At 42.9% G+C, this 17,611-nt stretch carries 11 protein-coding genes; 10 read left to right on the top strand and 1 reads right to left on the bottom strand.

The window, feature by feature from the left end; all coding sequences use genetic code 11:
* Positions 1–113: 113 nt before the first annotated feature.
* Positions 114–638, top strand: coding sequence for a DUF6586 family protein (locus V6252_RS11210; protein WP_341610508.1), 525 nt, complete (start codon positions 114–116; stop codon positions 636–638).
* Positions 639–797: 159 nt separating this feature from the next.
* Here the strand turns inward: V6252_RS11210 and V6252_RS11205 are convergent, their stop codons facing one another.
* A complete protein-coding gene (locus V6252_RS11205) occupies positions 798–3,434 on the bottom strand; it encodes a penicillin-binding protein 1A (RefSeq protein ID WP_341610507.1) in 2,637 nt (878 codons plus the stop codon).
* A 193-nt stretch (positions 3,435–3,627) separates the two neighbouring features.
* On the opposite strand from V6252_RS11205, the gene pilM reads away from it, so the two are divergent.
* The 9 genes from pilM (at position 3,628) to gltB (ending at position 17,465) form a co-directional block, all read left to right on the top strand.
* Entirely contained in the window at positions 3,628–4,683 is a 1,056-nt protein-coding gene (pilM, locus tag V6252_RS11200) for a type IV pilus assembly protein PilM (protein ID WP_341610506.1), read from the top strand.
* Complete coding sequence (locus V6252_RS11195; protein WP_296208229.1) at positions 4,683–5,342, top strand: PilN domain-containing protein; 660 nt, start codon at positions 4,683–4,685, stop codon at positions 5,340–5,342. Before pilM ends, V6252_RS11195 begins: the two co-directional genes overlap by 1 nt.
* Positions 5,339–6,058, top strand: coding sequence for a type 4a pilus biogenesis protein PilO (locus tag V6252_RS11190; RefSeq protein WP_296208228.1), 720 nt, complete (start codon positions 5,339–5,341; stop codon positions 6,056–6,058). The genes V6252_RS11195 and V6252_RS11190 overlap by 4 nt, the downstream gene beginning before the upstream one ends.
* A complete protein-coding gene (locus V6252_RS11185) occupies positions 6,058–6,591 on the top strand; it encodes a pilus assembly protein PilP (RefSeq protein WP_341610505.1) in 534 nt (177 codons plus the stop codon). Before V6252_RS11190 ends, V6252_RS11185 begins: the two co-directional genes overlap by 1 nt.
* 27 nt (positions 6,592–6,618) lie before the next feature.
* A complete protein-coding gene (gene pilQ, locus V6252_RS11180) occupies positions 6,619–8,973 on the top strand; it encodes a type IV pilus secretin PilQ (protein ID WP_296208226.1) in 2,355 nt (784 codons plus the stop codon).
* A 203-nt stretch (positions 8,974–9,176) separates the two neighbouring features.
* Complete coding sequence (aroK, locus tag V6252_RS11175; RefSeq protein WP_341610504.1) at positions 9,177–9,740, top strand: shikimate kinase AroK; 564 nt, start codon at positions 9,177–9,179, stop codon at positions 9,738–9,740.
* Between the two features lie 72 nt (positions 9,741–9,812).
* Positions 9,813–10,919: a 3-dehydroquinate synthase gene (gene aroB / locus V6252_RS11170; protein ID WP_341610503.1), complete on the top strand. Its 1,107-nt coding sequence runs from the start codon at positions 9,813–9,815 to the stop codon at positions 10,917–10,919.
* Between the two features lie 129 nt (positions 10,920–11,048).
* The gene (locus V6252_RS11165; protein WP_341610502.1) at positions 11,049–12,137 is read left to right on the top strand and encodes a hypothetical protein; all 1,089 of its coding nucleotides are present in this window, start codon (positions 11,049–11,051) and stop codon (positions 12,135–12,137) included.
* An 864-nt stretch (positions 12,138–13,001) separates the two neighbouring features.
* Positions 13,002–17,465 carry a glutamate synthase large subunit gene (gltB, locus tag V6252_RS11160; RefSeq protein WP_191114257.1) on the top strand — a complete coding sequence of 1,488 codons (4,464 nt, stop codon included), beginning with the start codon at positions 13,002–13,004 and terminating at the stop codon, positions 17,463–17,465.
* Positions 17,466–17,611 lie beyond the last annotated feature (146 nt).

The raw sequence follows: 17,611 nt of genomic DNA, 5'->3' as shown, positions 1-17,611 counted from the left end.
TGCTGGCTTTTTTGTGCGTATAAAAAACTAAGAAAGGCATGGTGCTATTATCTAAAAAAATAGTACACTGGAAATAGGCTCTAATTCACTACTTATAAAAGGATAATTAGCAAATGGCAGGTAAAACTCGCGTCGCCAAATATCAAGCAGATCGAACCAATCAAAAGTTATATTTCTGTCGTTTATCTTGCCAATCTGCAGGAAGTACCAATGATAAGCAGTTATACCAAGCACACTGTGAAACTGCTATTTTTCACTTGCATGGTGCTTTATTGGCATTCATTCAGGAGCTCGGTCATTTCTATAGCCTAAATATGACGGCGCCAACTTTGCTCGATATTGAGCAAGGACTGAGCGAGCGAACCCAAATATCTCCTGAGATTCAGCGTTTGCAGCAATTACAGCAGCAAGGTTTTATCGCCAATATAGAACGTGCTTATCATCGTTGTCTTTATGCAGTACCGCCAGATACTATCGTCGATGAAGCGCTAAGCAGTCATTCAGCGTCGCCAGACTTGATTGTCAATGTTGTCACCTTATCCAATCAATGGCTGCCTGATGAGACCACAATACGAGAATGGCGCAATCAGCTTTTAGAGCTGATTGAACAACTGCGTGCAGGTATGGTCGAGTTCTAATAGGAAGTACACTAGCAAATTTATTCTTTGATCGCTATTTATTGAACCACTTGAAAGGATGATTAAGTAGGGTAGATCATAATCTATAACGCATAAAAAAGGCTTATTCAATCATTACTGAATAAGCCTTTTCTTATTAACTAAGAATTGTCTTGTTTGTTACTCTGGCATCGGTGGCATACTTTCAACGGGTGTCACTGTTAATGGGTTTTCCGGTACGCTGTCATCACTACGATTGCTACTTGGTTTCGTTGATGGTGGAGTGCTCGTCTCCTCAGTAGGCTCTGGAACCGAAGGCTTACGCTGCTGGGTTTGAGTCTTGACTGGCTTGGCTGATTTATTTGCATCATCGTTAACTAGGATGCCATCATCAGTCATCTCTATGATGCTTTGCTGTTGTTTTCTGGATTTTGAGCGGTTATTGATGGATACCCACTGGCTTGGCGTGTCTTTCAGCTGTGCTTTCATAAAGTCCATCCAGACTGGCAGCGCTGCCACACCACCATATTCACGGCGGCCCATAGTAGATGGTTGATCGAATCCCATCCATACTACTGTTGCATTGGTAGGATGAAATCCTGCAAACCATGCATCTTTGGCCTGATTGGTGGTACCAGTTTTGCCACCGATATCATCACGTCCTAATGCCTTTGCTCTTACCGCTGTACCGCGTTGGACTACGTCGCGTAGTATATCGGCCATCTCAAAAGCCACTCTAGGTTGCAGTATACGCGGTGCTTGTTTGGCTCTTACATATTGTACGGCAGGTGCTTTCAGGCGGTCTGATTGTGGACCTGCGTTATATACCTTTAAATCAAGCTCTTTATCTGTTGTTTCGCTATCATCATTACTTTTCGATGATGAATTATCAGCGGTTATTTCATTAGAACTATCATCAAGCGCTTCAGTTGACTTCTCATACTCTTCAACTAAGCTGCTATTAACTTTTTCAAGTTTCTCGTTAAAGCATAGTGCACACGCTTGACGTGGATTTGCCTGAAACAACAGCTCGTTTTTATAATTGTAAATTTGTTCAATAAAGTAAGGTTGGACACGATGACCACCATTCGCGAAGGTTGAGTAAGCCGTGGCCATTTGTAATGGTGTGGCTTGTCCTGCTCCAAGTGCTAATGACAAGGTTGTTGGTAGCTTTTCTTTATCAAGACCGAATTCATCTAATAGGTTGCGCGTACTTGAGATACCGATAGCTTGTAACAAGCGAATAGATACGAGGTTACGCGACAAATATAAACCACGACGTAAAGTGATATCACCTAAGAAACGTTCATCAGAGTTTTTAGGTTTCCAGTCACCTACTTGGATAGCTTTATCAGACACTATAGTATCTGGGCGATAACCTTTTTCTAAAGCGGCCGTATAAACAAGCGGTTTAATGGTTGAGCCAGGTTGACGCCAGCCTTGTAGAGCGCGGTTGAATTTACTGTGGTTAAAATCAAAGCCACCAACCAATGCATTTACAGCACCAGTCTCTGGATTCAACGAAACCAAACTGCCTTGGATTTTAGGTATTTGACCTAATTGCCAGTTGCCATTTGAAGTAGGTATTACACGAACGATATCATTTTTCTTAACAACTTGACTGGCATTGCTAGGGTAATAACCAATACGGTCAGCAGAAATATATTTTCGTGCCCATTTCATACTAGACCAATTAACGGTCACTTCTTCACCAGATTGTAGAACTGCGTCAAAACTACGAGAATTGACTTTAGTCACTTTGGCAGGAGACATATTGCTGTAACGTCGGAAGTTTTCGAGAGGCTCATCATTTGCTTCAGCCCCGCGCCAACCATGGCGATGCTCGTAGGCAATTAATCCTGTTACTACTGCTGCTTCTGCATCTGTTTGCGCTTTACTATCTACTGTGAGACGTACGCGCCAGCCACCGTGCATGACTTGATCGCCGTAACGTTCGACTAAAGAAGCTCGCGTCATTTCTGCCAAATAAGGCATATTTACATCGAGCTTTTCTTTATATAGGTTGATACCTATAGGAGAGTTGACCGCTTCATCGTACTGAGCTTTGGTAATATAGCCAAGCTCGTGCATACGTCCAACAATCCAGTTACGGCGAGTCAATGCGCGGCTAGGATTGGCAACAGGGTTATACTTAGAAGGGGCTTTTGGTAGACCTGCTAACATCGCCATTTCAGCAATAGTTAGATTGTCTAATGACTTACTATAATATTTTTTGGCCGCAGCGCGGATGCCATAGGCGCCTTCACCCAGATAGATCTTATTGACATATAGTGTCAAGATGTCATTTTTGCTCAGTTCGTCTTCGATCTTCCGCGCCAAAAACAACTCTGTTAGTTTGCGGTTTAAAGTACGTTCTGGACTTAAGAAATAGTTTTTAGCGACCTGCATCGTAATGGTAGAGCCACCGGTTTGACCATCGTCATCAGTGACTGCTTCGGTGACAGCGCGACCAAGACCTTTAATACTAATTCCGCTATGCTGAAAGAAAGAAGCATCTTCGGCTGCTAAAAAGGCATGAGTTAAATCTTCAGGAATCTCATCAAAACTAACTGGTAACGATAAACGATTGCCATATTGGCCGATTAATTTATCATCACTACTATAAATCTGTAATGGCATTTCTAGTTTGGCTGTTTTAATTTCTTGCGTACTAGGTAGGGTTGGTGACAAATACATTGCCATCCCATAGAAACCAATAGGTACAGCAAGTGCTAGAACAACTGCCAATGCTAGGCAAGCGATAAAAAGTCCCACTAAAAAACGAATGAGACGAGCGGTAGCATTTTTCTTGGCCATAATAAGACTTATTAGTTAGAATTTGTAGCAGACAATATTATTATACCTTGAACAAAATGAGCAGGTAATAATAAATGTGTAAGTTAGCCTTAATATATTTTTAAATGCTTGAATCTATCAATTAAGTAAAGTATTGTATTCAATTATTACAAATAACTATCAGATTGTACACTTAATATAAGGTATAGAGTTTGTGAGGCTATTTACTTCGAAAAGTCGACATTTGATTGGTGTGGATATTTGTGCCACCTCAGTAAAGTTGGTTGACATACAGCGCCAACAAGGCATGTTCCACCTAAAATCTTATGGTATTGAAAGGCTACCAGAAGGTGTCGTCATTGATAAGCTTCTAGCAGATACAGAGGCAGTTGGCAACATTATAACGAGTCTGGCAAAACGTTGCCAGGTATCGGGTAGTAGTGCTGCAACTGCGGTCTCAGGGTCTGCAGTGATCACTAAAATCATTGATATGGATATGGCACTTAGCGATGTTGAGCGTGAGGCTCAGATACGTCTAGATGCTGACCAATATGTGCCTTATCCATTAGAAGATGTCAACTTAGACTTTGAAGTATTAGGACCATCTTTGGTCAGCGAAGATATGGTTCAGGTATTGCTTGCTGCTTCTCGCTCGGAAAATGTTGACCAACGCGTAGATGCTTTAACGTTTGGTGGGATGCAAACAAAAGTCATGGATATCGAATCGCATGCAATTGAGCGTGCGTTTGGATTGATGGTGGATAGTCTCCCAAATGTACCAGAACTGGTGGCTTTGATAGACATAGGTCATAATCAAACTACTTTATATATCGCCAAAAATGGTGAGTTTATCTATAGTCGGGAACAGTTGTTTGGAGGTGTTCAATTAACAGAAGCCATACAAAACCGCTATGGCTTATCGGCACAAGAGGCGACACTGAGTAAGCGCGAGCGCACATTGCCTGATGATTATTATCCTGAAGTACTGACACCCTTTATAGAAAACACTATTCAGCAAATCACTCGCTCTCTACAGTTTTACTTCTCATCAAGCCAATATAGCAGCATCGATCATGTGGTGCTCGCAGGGGGAAGTAGTTCCATTGCAGGTCTCGCTGGTATGGCACAACAAAAGCTAGGTGTAACTGTCAGTGTTGCTAATCCATTTACTAATATGACTATTGCACCAAATATTGATAATGAGCAATTGGCTATTGATGCTCCAAGTTTAATGGCTGCATGCGGTCTTGCGTTGAGGAGCTTTGACTAATGGCTCGTATTAACCTTTTACCTTGGCGACAAGAAGAACGTGAACGTCGCAACAAAGAGTTCATCACTTTAGTAGTTGCAGTTACGTTGCTAACTTTATTGGCAGCCTTTGCTTCATGGAGTTATTTTAACAATGAGCTTGATGAACAGCTTGATGCCAACGCTTTGATCGAACAAGAAAACACTCGCTTAGACACAGCGTTGACTGAAATTGATAGTTTAGAACAGCGTCGTGACGATATTATTTCACGTATGCAAGTCATTCAAGACTTGCAGGGACGACGTCCTGTCCCTGTACGCCTATGGGATGATCTTGCTAAAGCTATTCCACCAGCGCTATATCTAAATAACCTTAAACGTGAAGGCGATGTCTTAACTTTAACAGGTTTAGCAGATAATCCAAATATTGTATCAAGCTTAATCCGTAACCTTGATAGTAGCAAATGGATGGGTAACTCAGCAGTAAGTAACATTCAACAGAATATTACCGCTTATCAAGCTGCACCAGCTCTCAATAATACAGTTGAGACAGGTGAACAGCCACGTCCTGTGTATCCTGAAGACAGTTACGTACAGTTTATAGTGACGACTAAAGTCCAGTCAGAGACACCTAACCCTGATGACGCTGATACTAGTGCTAGTCTTGGAGGTGAGTTATGAAGCTTATCCGTAAAAAAAGCCTCACTAAAACCAAAAAATCTGCTTTAAAACCAAAAAAGCAATTTGATTTAAATGAGTTTCGCCGTAGCTTTGAGTCGTTAGATTCAGAAAATTATGGCAGTTGGCCATTACCAGTAAAAGTGACAGTAATTGGCCTTATTATTATCTTTATCGCAGCTTTGTCATGGGCCTTACCGATTAGCAGCAAAATTGATGCAATTAATGCTGCTGAGGCTCAACAACGAACCTTACTTGATAGCTATCGTGAAAAAGAGTCGCGCGCTCGTCATTTAAAAGCTTATCAGGCGCAAGTGGTTCAAATGGAAACTGAGTTTAATACTTTATTAGATCAGTTGCCAAAAGATACTCGTGTGTCAGAATTGGTAGAAGGCATAAACATGACAGGCGTTGGTAGTAATATCCGTTTTCAAGATATTTCAGTAGAGCCTGAGATTGAAAATGAATTCTTTATTGAGCAACCAATACGTATTGCTGCGTTAGGTGAATATCATCAGTTTGGCAGCTTTATTAGTGGTCTTGCCGCACTTCCTCGAATTATTACGATGCATGATTTTGAAGTCAGTAACCCGCAGCCTACTTTGGATGTTTTACCAGAGCTTAACTTAGTCTTGCAAACTAAGACTTATCGCTCTAAAGAAGCGGCTCCTGAAGGTGATGAAGCCGTTGCTACTGATGCAAACGCAGGAGGCAACTAATGAGTATTCAAAAAATGCCCATGCTATTGGCTTTAAGTATTGCTGTTTTATCTATGACAGGGTGTAGTGACCGTATAGGTATGGCAGAGCAGGCAATGACCGATATCCGTAATCAGCCTGCACAGCCTATTGAGCCGCCACCCAAAGCTGAACTAGTAGAGGATTTTGTTTATAGCGCTAGTTCGCAGCGTAGTCCTTTTTTACCGCCAAGCTTGGTCAGTGTGCAAGGGGCTAGAACCTCTATTGAAGGTGTACGTCCTGATATTAACAGAATAAAAGAACCACTTGAGAAGTACGAACTGTCGCAACTGATTTTTCGAGGTGTAGTAATTTCGCCTGAAGGTCAGCGATATGCGTTAGTACAACGTCCCGACGGTTCAGTTGCCAGTGTTAAAGTAGGCGATTATCTTGGAATGAACGACGGCCGTATTGTTGAAATCACGCCGACCCAGATTAACTTGATTGAAATTGTGCCAGATAGCCGCGCAGGGTTTGTAGAAAAACCCCAGTCGCTGGTATCCCCTATAAGCTAAGTCGGCAGATTTTTTGAGGAATAAATAATGACAGTACGCAATAACAAGGTAATGATGATGAGCAACCGCGTTTCTTCTGCTTTTGCTATTTCAGCACTGGCAGTCAGTATGGTGGCTGTGACTAATAGTGCTTATGCTGCACAGCGCATTGATAGTGTTTCTGTAGTACAGACTGCACCTGCAGTGACTCAAATGCGTTTGGGATTTACAGGATTGCCAGTATTGCCTGCAGCCTATCAGCTTGATGATCCTAGTCGCTTAGTCCTAGATTTCGAACAAGTACAGAATGGGCTTGCTAGCCGCTTCAACGAATATAACGTCGGTGCAATCAATGATGTGACTACGCTAAGTAGCGATAGTACCACACGTCTCATTGTCGGTTTAAAAGAGTCAGGAAACTATACGACAGCGATTGAAGGCAATGATTTATTACTGACAATTACTGATCCTAATCGTCCAGTTATTACTAGCGACCCGATTCAAGATGTACTTAATAACAATAATAGTATGACAACGACCGCAGTCGTTACGCCTATTGTTGAGACCTCTACTGTACCAGTGGCACCTGTACGTACTACGAGCAAGGCAGTAGTAAAAAATGAAGTGCCAGCTGATACGATGGTAGTGAGAGTAAACCCACTATTAAATCCGCAACTCGCTGCTTCACAGGTAAGCAAACAGTATAGCTATGATGGACTAAGTGCAGTCAATTTTTCGGCAGGTAGTGATGGAGGTGGCAATGTAAGTGTTGTACTTGCTAACGAAGCCATCCCAGTAGATGTACAGCGCCAAGGTAAAAAGCTTGTCATACGTTTGACTGGTAGCACAGTTCCGAGAAATTTATTACGTCGTTTGAATATTAATAGTGGTCTTGTTGATAGTGTTGATACTAAGAATCAGGGTCAAAACGGTGTCGTCACCATCAATATGACGGATGACTACGAGTATCAGGCTTATCAATCAGGTAACCAGTTAAATATCAGTATCAAGAAACCTGAATTGTTACGTGAGCCAACGCTTGAAGAAAGAGTCTATAGTGGCGAACCCTTATCGATGGAGTTCCAAGATGTTGAGATCCGTAGTGTCTTAGATATTTTGGCACAGTTTACTGAGATGAATATCGTTGCGAGTGATTCTGTTGCTGGCAACATCACTTTGCGTTTGATCAATGTTCCTTGGGATCAAGCGCTTGATATTATCTTGAAAAGTAAAAATCTTGGCAAACGTGAAAATGGTAATGTGATTTTGGTTGCGCCTTCTACTGAACTTGCTGAGCAAGAGGCTCGCGAGCTTGAAGCGCAGCAAGCTGTTGATTCGTATGCGCCTTTACGCAATGAATATATTCGTCTGAACTACGCGAAAGCACAAGATGTATTGACTCTTATTTCTCAAGGCAGTGGATCATCTAGTAATAGCGGCAATAACTCCAACAGTGCTGACGATAACAATACGTTATTATCTAATCGTGGTACGGTAACGATTGATGAACGCACCAATACTTTGATTATTAAAGACGTGGCTGACAGCATTGAAAATATCCACAAACTAATCAGTAAAATTGATATTCCTGTTCGCCAAGTTATGATCGAAGCACGTATCGTTAGCGCGTCTGATACCTTTAGTAAAGAAATTGGTGTACGTTGGGGTATATTATCAAACGGTGCAGCCAACAACCGTAGTTTATTGGTTGGTGGTAGCGATCAAACCCTATGGGATCTAAAAGATTTCGATGTAGAAACAACGACGGTCAATGGTCAAACAGTTTCTTATCCTTCGTATGACATTAGTCGTCCTGATAACTTAAACGTCGACTTAGGCGTTTCCAACCCAGCAGGTAGTATCGCTTTTGGTTTGCTCAGTATGTCTGATGTAATGCTTGATCTTGAGTTGTCAGCGCTACAAGCGGATAACCGTGGTGAAGTTATTTCTACACCAAAGATTCTGACCGCGGATAAGCAGACAGCGAAGGTTTCTTCTGGTACTCAGATTGCTTATCAAGAAGCCTCAGCAAGTGGTGCAACAACGACTAGCTTCAAAGAGGCTGCGTTAAGTTTAGAGGCTACACCAAATATAACGCCAGATGGTAAAATTGGTTTAAAGTTGGTAATCACAAATGGTACTCCGACTATTATTAATAGTCAGGTTGCAATTTCTCAGGATTCTATTTCAACCAACGTCATTATTGAAGATGGTCAAACTGTCGTGTTAGGTGGAGTTTTCAAGAACCGTACCAATAACGAAGTAACTAAGGTCCCTTTCTTAGGTGATTTGCCTTATATCGGTCGTGCCTTCCGTAAAGATGTACGAAGCAACACTAAAGAAGAGCTACTTATCTTTGTGACTCCAAAGCTTATTAATGATGGTACTAGCCGTATTAACTGATTTAGTTTTTTTAATCTTTCATTGAAAAAGCAAGCCATAGTGCTTGCTTTTTTTATGCGCGAAATTAGTGGTTTTAGCGTTGCAATATTTATGTAGGCACTGATGAATGGTGTGCTCTAAATTTTACTCACAATAATCACGGCTCATTACTAGCCAGAATAACAATGACGTTGTATCATACCTAATTTAGCTGAGTAAGTATTATGGGGCAGGAATTACCGTCGGTGTTTTTAGTGGGTCCGATGGGAGCAGGGAAGACGACAATCGGAAAACTGCTTGCCAAGCAGTTAGGTCGCACTTTTGTAGACAGTGATTGGTATATTGAATCGCAGACGGGTGCCGACATTGCTTGGATATTTGCCAAAGAAGGTGAGGCAGGTTTCCGTGAGCGTGAAACGCGTGCCATTGATGAATTGACCCAAAACTCTCAAATCGTATTAGCGACCGGTGGCGGTGCAGTCATGTGTGCTGAAAACCGAGAGTTCCTAAAACAGCGTGGCATCGTCGTTTATCTTAATGCACCTGTCGAGGTGCAGCTGGCACGTACCTCTAAAGACAAGTCTCGACCATTATTACAGCAGCCTAATCCTAGAAAAATATTGCAAGAGTTATACAGTGCGCGCGATCCACTCTATCGCCAAGTCGCCCATATTATTATGCCTACTGGTCACACGTACCCACGCCATATGGTCAATCAATTGATGCAGCAGCTAGAATCATTCGTCGATTGCACTACGGACTCATCGGCGCACCAAGAAGACGAGTAATAGACTGGCAACTACGATTGATATGCAGACTCAATTACTTTTACCTCATTAGAAATGCTTTAGGAGTATCACATGGTAATGCCGTTTCATGATGGCCTAATAGTTCATACGCAAAGTCATGATTATCCTATTGTCATTACTGAAAAATCTACGACTGAACATAGCAGTATGGCGAAGCAAATCGCGCCTTATGTCAGTGGTCGTCAGGTTTTGATCGTCACTAATGACACTGTGGCACCTTTATACTTAAAAGTATTAGAAGATGAGCTAGCAGAGCAGTTTGTGGTAAAGGTGTGCGTACTGCCAGATGGCGAACAATACAAAAATCAGGCAAGTATTGATCAGATTTATGATGCGCTAATGACAGAACACTTCAATCGTGATGTGACACTTATTGCCCTTGGCGGTGGTGTAATCGGAGATATGACTGGCTTTGCTGCTGCCAGTTTTATGCGCGGTGTCAATTTTATTCAAATTCCAACGACGCTATTGTCACAAGTGGATTCTAGTGTTGGTGGTAAAACAGGTATCAATCATCCGCAAGGTAAGAATATGATTGGTGCTTTTTGGCAGCCGCAAATGGTGCTTGCTGATATGAGTACGCTTAAGACACTACCTGCACGTGAGCTATCGGCTGGAGTAGCTGAGATTATTAAATATGCCCTTATCATGGATGAGGCGTTTCTAACGTGGCTTGAGGCAAACTTGCCTGCAATGATGGCGCTTGATTTGCCAGTACTTGGTGAAGCTGTAAAGCGCTGCTGTCAATACAAAGCCGATGTAGTGGCACAAGACGAAAGAGAGTCAGGTGTGCGCGCGTTATTGAACTTTGGTCATACTTTTGGTCATGTGATTGAAACGCATGAAGGCTATGGCAATTGGTTGCATGGCGAAGCAGTGGCGGCTGGTATGGTACAAGCAGCTGAGCTATCGCAAAAAATTGGCTGGTTAACTGATGATGAAGTTGTACGTATTAAACGTGTTTTAGAATTGGCAAACTTACCTATTACGCCACCAGCTATCGATGTATACACTGCTTTAGATTTAATGGGACACGATAAAAAAGTGAAACACGGACAAATCCGCCTAATTTTGTTAAAATCAATAGGCGATGCGGTAATGACTAATGAGTTTGACGGCGAACTATTGCATGAAGTTTTGTCAAAACATAGCGCGTAATATCTCATAAATTATCGCTTATATATTTATACTAAAATCTCGTACTTATAGCCGACTGGTTAGCTGTACCTCTGTTTGAATAAGCATTTATATCATGCTGTAAAACATGTGTTTACCAAGGACCGCCTCATGGCAACATCAAAAACAAAAACGCGTACTGCTAGCCAATCATACAGTCGTCAAGCACTGATTTGGCTAATAGTGACTCTACTTTTAGGGGTAGTCACAGCGTTAGTATGGATGTTTAGTCAAACGCCAGCCATGGGTGCCAAAATTGAGAATGCACCAATATCAGCGCCAGAGATTTTGAATGAAGAGTTTGAGCAACCACTAAAAGTTGAATCGCTGCATGAGTTAGATACGGATGTGCAACCGATTAATTTTGATGCAACGATTCGAGATTTGCGCGATTATCCGGACGAGTTCAAAGACAAGCGTTATCTGCTAGCTAATAAAGGCAAGTGGACTGTTCAAGTAATGAATGTCGCTGAAAATGATGTGATTGTTAGTTACTTAGAAGGCCGTCAAGATCGTGATAAATTTGCTTATTTCCGTTATCTTGATGATGAAAAACAAGTCCGTTATATGCTGACTTATGGGATTATGAGTAGCCCGCAAGAAGCAGTAGGAGCCGCAAAGCTAATAGACTTTAAGTTACCTACAAACGTACGTGTACTGCCAGAAGAGATTAATCGGTATGTCAGTATCATTGATAATTATGAGCGTCCTGATCCAGTAAAAGATTTGAGTACAAAACGTACACGTGCCGTCGATTTAAAACCTACCAAGCGTGAAGTGCCTGCTCGTTTGCAAGAAGAAGCTGATGACGCCGCTGCTCAAGCAGCTAGTGCTAACAGTAATCGAGGTAACCAAGAAAGCGCTAATGGTAGCAGTCCTCAAGAGAGTATTCGTCAGTCGGTAGATACCTCTGCCACGTTATCTGTTAGCGAAGAGCGTACAGTTGGTGGTGAGACGCAGACAATATCTGAAGCATCGCCAAAAGACGAAAACAACGCAAATAAGCCCGCGCTAGAAAACAAAAAGCCTGCGGCACCGGCGGAGAACGCTACTAGTAAGAAGCCACCAGTCGTGCCAACGCCTAAGCCCCCTAGTAGCATAAACAACAATTCAAATGCTAATGGCAAAAGTGCTAACGCTAATCCTCCCAAAAATAATAGCGACAGTATAAAAGCGCTAATAGAAGACAAGAGTAATTAGTTTTTGTCTGATTAATTTAACCCACTAGCTATTTGGTTAGTGGGTTTTTTTAGCACTATACAAAATAGTTTTATCGTCACAGTAAGCGGCAAGCTACTATTGCTAGGTATTATCAAAGCCTTTTGCTAACTGTCATTTATATGGTTTACATTAAAATTTTAATAGCAGTTTTATTTGTCTTATAACCAATAGTAATAAGTCCTCTTACAATTTATGGCTGATGAATCGATAGAAAAGACTAGATTTTTCGACAATCATTAACTAATATAACTGTGGGCGACGTTCTGTATAGTTATCGTAAAAAATGTCTATTTAACAACTATTTAGTGGTTTTTTCGTAGTTTTTAGGGTTCTTTACTAAATATTATTGTCTCAAGCGCGGTTACTTACTATCCATAATAAGGTTATCGTAAGTGACGCAACCTCTCTTATTGTCACTCTTTTTAGGGTAAACAAAGTGCTTGAATACAGAGCGTCAGATATTCAAGATAAACAAGTGCACCGTTATTAAGTTGTTGTATGCTTAGCTCTAAATGCTAGACATGACAACATAACAAATAATGCTTAAATGAATGGCATTAGATATCACTGATTGAGTAACTGGCATTTAGGGGTGTAGATTCTCCCGTTGCCAAGGGCTGCTACTTACTATCTTTTGATACACGGACCATATGTCAAGACATCAGCTAATGACCAGGAGGGTCAAGGGTTTTACTTTCTCTTAGAGTATGATGTCTATCGAGCATTGCACTATTTGCCAATTCAAACACACGAATATCCACTATCAGCCCGTTCTGCTTACGGGTACCAACTTATACTCCGCATTGGAAATGTAAGTTGCCCGTCTACTTAAAAGGACAAGCTATGTCAATGATTTCCTCACAAACACACCTGGCCACGCCAGATGATTTTTCTGATAATTGCGGTTTTGGCCTAATTGCTCATATTGAGGGTGAAGCGAGCCATGATTTGGTAAAAACTGCCATTCATAGTTTAAGTTGTATGACACATCGCGGCGGTGTTGCTGCTGACGGTAGAACTGGTGATGGTTGTGGCTTACTATTAGCGACGCCTACCGATTTCTTTAAACAGATTGCTGATGAGCAGCAATTTGCCATTACGGACAACTTTGCTGTCGGTATGGTGTTCGTTAATTTAGATAGCGATAAAGCCACGCATAGCCAGCAAGTGTTAAGCGATGAGATTACAGCCCAAGGATTAGAAGTGGCTGGCTGGCGTGATGTACCACTTGACTTGAGTATTGTTGGTGAGATTGGTCGCGAGACATTGCCAGACTTTAAGCAAGTGTTCGTTAATGCGCCAGATGACTTAGCAGCTGATGATTTCAACCGTAAGCTGTTTGTTGCACGTAAAAAAGCAGAGCAGCGTTTGACGGATGATGAGCTATTTTACGTCTGTTCATTGAGTTGTCAGACCATTATTTATAAAGGCTTGGTAATGCCTTCAGACTTACCAGCGTTTTTCTTGGATTTGCAAGATGAGCGTTTGGCCTCACATATCGTAGTCTTCCATCAGCGTTTCTCAACCAATACGTTACCGCGCTGGCCACTGGCACAGCCATTCCGTTATCTTGCGCACAACGGTGAGTTAAATACCATTACAGGAAACCGCAACTGGTCTAAAGCCCGTACGCCAAAGCTAAAATCAGACAAACTGCCTAACTTGAATGAGCTGACACCACTTGTAAATAGTACAGGTTCAGATTCATCTAGCTTAGATAACATGCTCGAAGTGCTTATGTCTGGCGGTATGAACCTGTTCCATGCAATGTCTATCTTGGTACCACCAGCGTGGCAGAATGTTGATAGCATGGATATGGATTTGCGTGCATTCTATGAGTTTTACTCACAGCATATGGAAGCGTGGGACGGTCCAGCAGGTCTAGTCATTCAAGATGGACGCTATGCGGTCTGTATGCTCGATAGAAACGGTCTGCGCCCATCACGTTGGGTAACCACTAAGAACGGCTATATTACTGTTGCATCAGAAGTAGGCGTTTGGGATTACGAGCCGCAAGATGTATTGGCAAAAGGTCGCGTTGGACCTGGTCAAATGCTGGTTATTGATACGTTGACTGGTCAAATTTTAGATACGACAGCTATTGCAACTTTACTAAAAACGGCGCATCCATATCGTAAATGGTTGCGTGAAGAAGCGACGCGTGTCCGTGATGATGAGCGTCTAGAAGAAACGTTGGCGACGCAAGCGTGCCGCGGTGATAAGCTCAAAGCGCTACAAAAGATGTATCACATCACCAATGAAGAGCGCACAGAAATCATTCGCCCTAATGCTGAAAATGGTCAAGAACCAGTCGGCTCAATGGGTGACGATACGCCAATGGCTGTACTGTCGCAGCAAATTCGCCATGTCGGTGACTTCTTCCGTCAGCAGTTTGCACAGGTGACCAATCCGCCAATCGATCCATTACGTGAATCAATCGTGATGTCGTTGCAGACTTGTTTAGGCGCTGAGACTAATGTATTCGCACCATCTGCGAGAGATGCTCATCGTATTATTTTGTCATCGCCAGTATTGTCAGCTAGCAAAATGCAGCAGCTTGAAACTTTGGATGATCCAGCGTTCAAGATGGCACGCATTGATCTGAATTATGACCGTACTCTAGAGCTATCTGATGCTATCGTCGCTATTTGTGAGCAAGTGGCAGATAACATTCGCTCAGGTAATACGTTGATTGTCTTATCTGATAAAGATATCGATGCAGACAAAGTACCAGCCAACGCTATTATGGTGACTGGCGCTGTGCATCATTATCTAATCGCGCAAGGTATCCGTACCGACGCTAATTTAATCATTGAGACAGGTCTTGCCCGTGACTCGCATCAAATAGCAGTATTGATTGGCTTTGGTGCGACTTGTGTGTATCCATATCTGGCATACGATGTCATTGATGATTTGGTTGCGACTGGTGAGCTACTTGGTGATCCGATTCAAGCTCGTGTTAATTTCCGCAAAGGCTTAGATAAAGGTTTATTAAAAATCTTATCAAAAATGGGTATCTCTACCATTGTTTCTTATCGCGGCGCGCAGTTGTTTGAAGCGGTTGGCCTATCAGAAGAAGTGGTCAGTTTATGCTTTAAAGGCGTACAAAGCCGTATTAAAGGCGCTACCTTCGCAGACCTTGCCGCTGATCAAGCCCAATTGGCTGCCAATGCGTTTAAACGACGCGCTCCTCTAGATCAGGGCGGTCTGCTTAAGTTCGTCTTCAACAAAGAATACCATGCCTTTAACCCTGATGTGATTAATAGCCTGCATACTGCGGTACGTACAGGTGATTACGATAATTACCGTAATTATGCCGATCTAGTTAATAGCCGTCCGGTCGCTACTTTGCGTGATTTGTTGCAACTGAAAACTGACAACAGTATCGATGTCAATGAAGTGGAAGATATCTCTGAAATCTTGACGCGTTTTGACTCAGCTGGCATGTCACTAGGCGCGCTATCTCCTGAAGCGCATGAGTCGATTGCGATGGCTATGAATACCATCGGTGGTCGTTCAAACTCTGGTGAAGGCGGTGAAGATCCTGCACGTTATGGCACATTGCGCAACTCAAAGATTAAGCAAGTTGCCTCTGGTCGTTTCGGGGTCACACCTGCCTACCTTCGTTCCGCTGAAGTCATGCAGATTAAAGTAGCCCAAGGGGCCAAGCCTGGTGAAGGTGGACAGCTACCTGGTGGTAAAGTCAACGCGCTGATTGCACGTTTACGTTATTCAGTACCAGGTGTGACCTTGATTTCACCGCCGCCGCATCATGATATTTATTCTATCGAAGATTTGGCACAGCTGATTTTTGATTTAAAACAAGTCAATCCAGATGCATTGGTATCGGTTAAATTGGTCTCACGTCCAGGTGTTGGTACGATCGCGACAGGCGTTGCAAAAGCCTACGCCGACTTGATTACTATCTCAGGTTATGACGGTGGTACAGCAGCGTCTCCGCTATCATCTATCCACCATGCAGGCTCGCCATGGGAGCTAGGTTTGGCTGAGACTCATCAGTCTCTACGAGTGAATGGGTTACGTGATAAGGTACGTGTCCAGACTGACGGTGGTCTAAAAACAGGGCTAGATGTAGTAAAAGCTGCTATCTTAGGTGCAGAGAGCTTTGGCTTTGGTACCACGCCAATGATTGCAGTTGGTTGTAAGTACCTACGTATTTGCCATTTAAACAACTGTCCGACAGGTGTTGCTACTCAAAAAGCCAAGCTGCGTGATGAGCATTTCATTGGTGAAGCAGAAATGTTGATTAACTTCTTTAAGTTTGTCGCAACTGAGACGCGTGAATGGTTGGCAGCGCTAGGTGTTCGTAGTATGGAGGAGCTGGTCGGTCGTACTGACTTGCTCGATATCTTAGAAGGTAATACGGACAAGCAGCGTCATCTTGATTTAACGCCATTGCTATTTAGTCACCCAGCCAGTGTGGGCAAAGCCCAAACTTGTCAGGTTGAGCGTAATGAGCCGTTTGATAAAGGCTTGCTTGCTGAGCAGATGATTAGCGATATGCTTGTGAACATTCGCAAAGGGGCAGGCGGCGATTATAGCTATTTCGTTGGTAACTGTGACCGCTCTATTGGTGCTCGTATTTCTGGTGAGATTGCGCAAGTTTGGGGCAACCTTGGCATGAGCGATATGCCAATTAAGCTTCGTTTAACTGGTACCGCAGGGCAAAGTCTAGGCGTGTGGAACGCTGGCGGCCTAAATATCGAGCTTGAAGGCGACGCCAATGACTATGTAGGCAAAGGTATGGCAGGCGGTGAGATTGTGATTTATCCGCCAAAAGACTCAAACTTTGTAGCACAAGAAACGGCCATCATCGGTAATACCTGTCTCTATGGTGCAACTGGCGGTAAGCTATACGCTGCCGGTACAGCAGGTGAGCGTTTTGGCGTCCGTAACTCTGGCGCACATGCAGTCATCGAAGGCACAGGCGACCATTGCTGTGAATATATGACTGGCGGTATCGTCACGATTCTTGGCCGTACTGGACTTAACTTCGGTGCTGGTATGACGGGTGGTTTTGCGTATGTACTCGATATGGAAGGCGACTTCTTTGACCGTTGCAACCATGAGCTAATCGATCTAAACCGTATTTCAAGCGAGCAGACAGAAGAGCATCGCATTCATTTGCAACAAGTGATTGAAGCTCATGTAGATAAAACAGGCAGTGCATGGGGTCAGACAATTCTGAACGACTTTGAGCACTATGTTCGTAAGTTCTATTTGGTTAAGCCAAAAGCGGCGAACATTGCAAGCCTTCTTAAAACTACCATGGCTGACCCACAATAGCCGATACGTAACTGTCTATCGTATCAATGGAATGCATTGATGGATTGTATTGATGGATCGGCAGTCGCTTTAATCAGGTTAGCCAGCGTTCCGTTTTTAGAGACGTTTTAACTCACAGGTTTTCAGCAGGTACGTGACAGCAGCGA

Origin of the sequence: Psychrobacter proteolyticus (assembly GCF_038155145.1) — a bacterium.
GTDB lineage: Bacteria > Pseudomonadota > Gammaproteobacteria > Pseudomonadales > Moraxellaceae > Psychrobacter > Psychrobacter proteolyticus_B.
This window is presented reverse-complemented; position numbering and strand designations above follow the sequence as displayed.

Coding starts and splice junctions, on each gene's coding strand:
- V6252_RS11190 (WP_296208228.1), top strand. CDS start 5,339: ATGAAGCTTATCCGTAAAAAAAGCCTCACTAAAACCAAAAAATCTGCT.
- V6252_RS11185 (WP_341610505.1), top strand. CDS start 6,058: ATGAGTATTCAAAAAATGCCCATGCTATTGGCTTTAAGTATTGCTGTT.
- V6252_RS11205 (WP_341610507.1), bottom strand. CDS start 3,434: ATGGCCAAGAAAAATGCTACCGCTCGTCTCATTCGTTTTTTAGTGGGA.
- V6252_RS11195 (WP_296208229.1), top strand. CDS start 4,683: ATGGCTCGTATTAACCTTTTACCTTGGCGACAAGAAGAACGTGAACGT.
- pilQ (WP_296208226.1), top strand. CDS start 6,619: ATGACAGTACGCAATAACAAGGTAATGATGATGAGCAACCGCGTTTCT.
- aroB (WP_341610503.1), top strand. CDS start 9,813: ATGGTAATGCCGTTTCATGATGGCCTAATAGTTCATACGCAAAGTCAT.
- V6252_RS11210 (WP_341610508.1), top strand. CDS start 114: ATGGCAGGTAAAACTCGCGTCGCCAAATATCAAGCAGATCGAACCAAT.
- V6252_RS11165 (WP_341610502.1), top strand. CDS start 11,049: ATGGCAACATCAAAAACAAAAACGCGTACTGCTAGCCAATCATACAGT.
- aroK (WP_341610504.1), top strand. CDS start 9,177: ATGGGGCAGGAATTACCGTCGGTGTTTTTAGTGGGTCCGATGGGAGCA.
- gltB (WP_191114257.1), top strand. CDS start 13,002: ATGTCAATGATTTCCTCACAAACACACCTGGCCACGCCAGATGATTTT.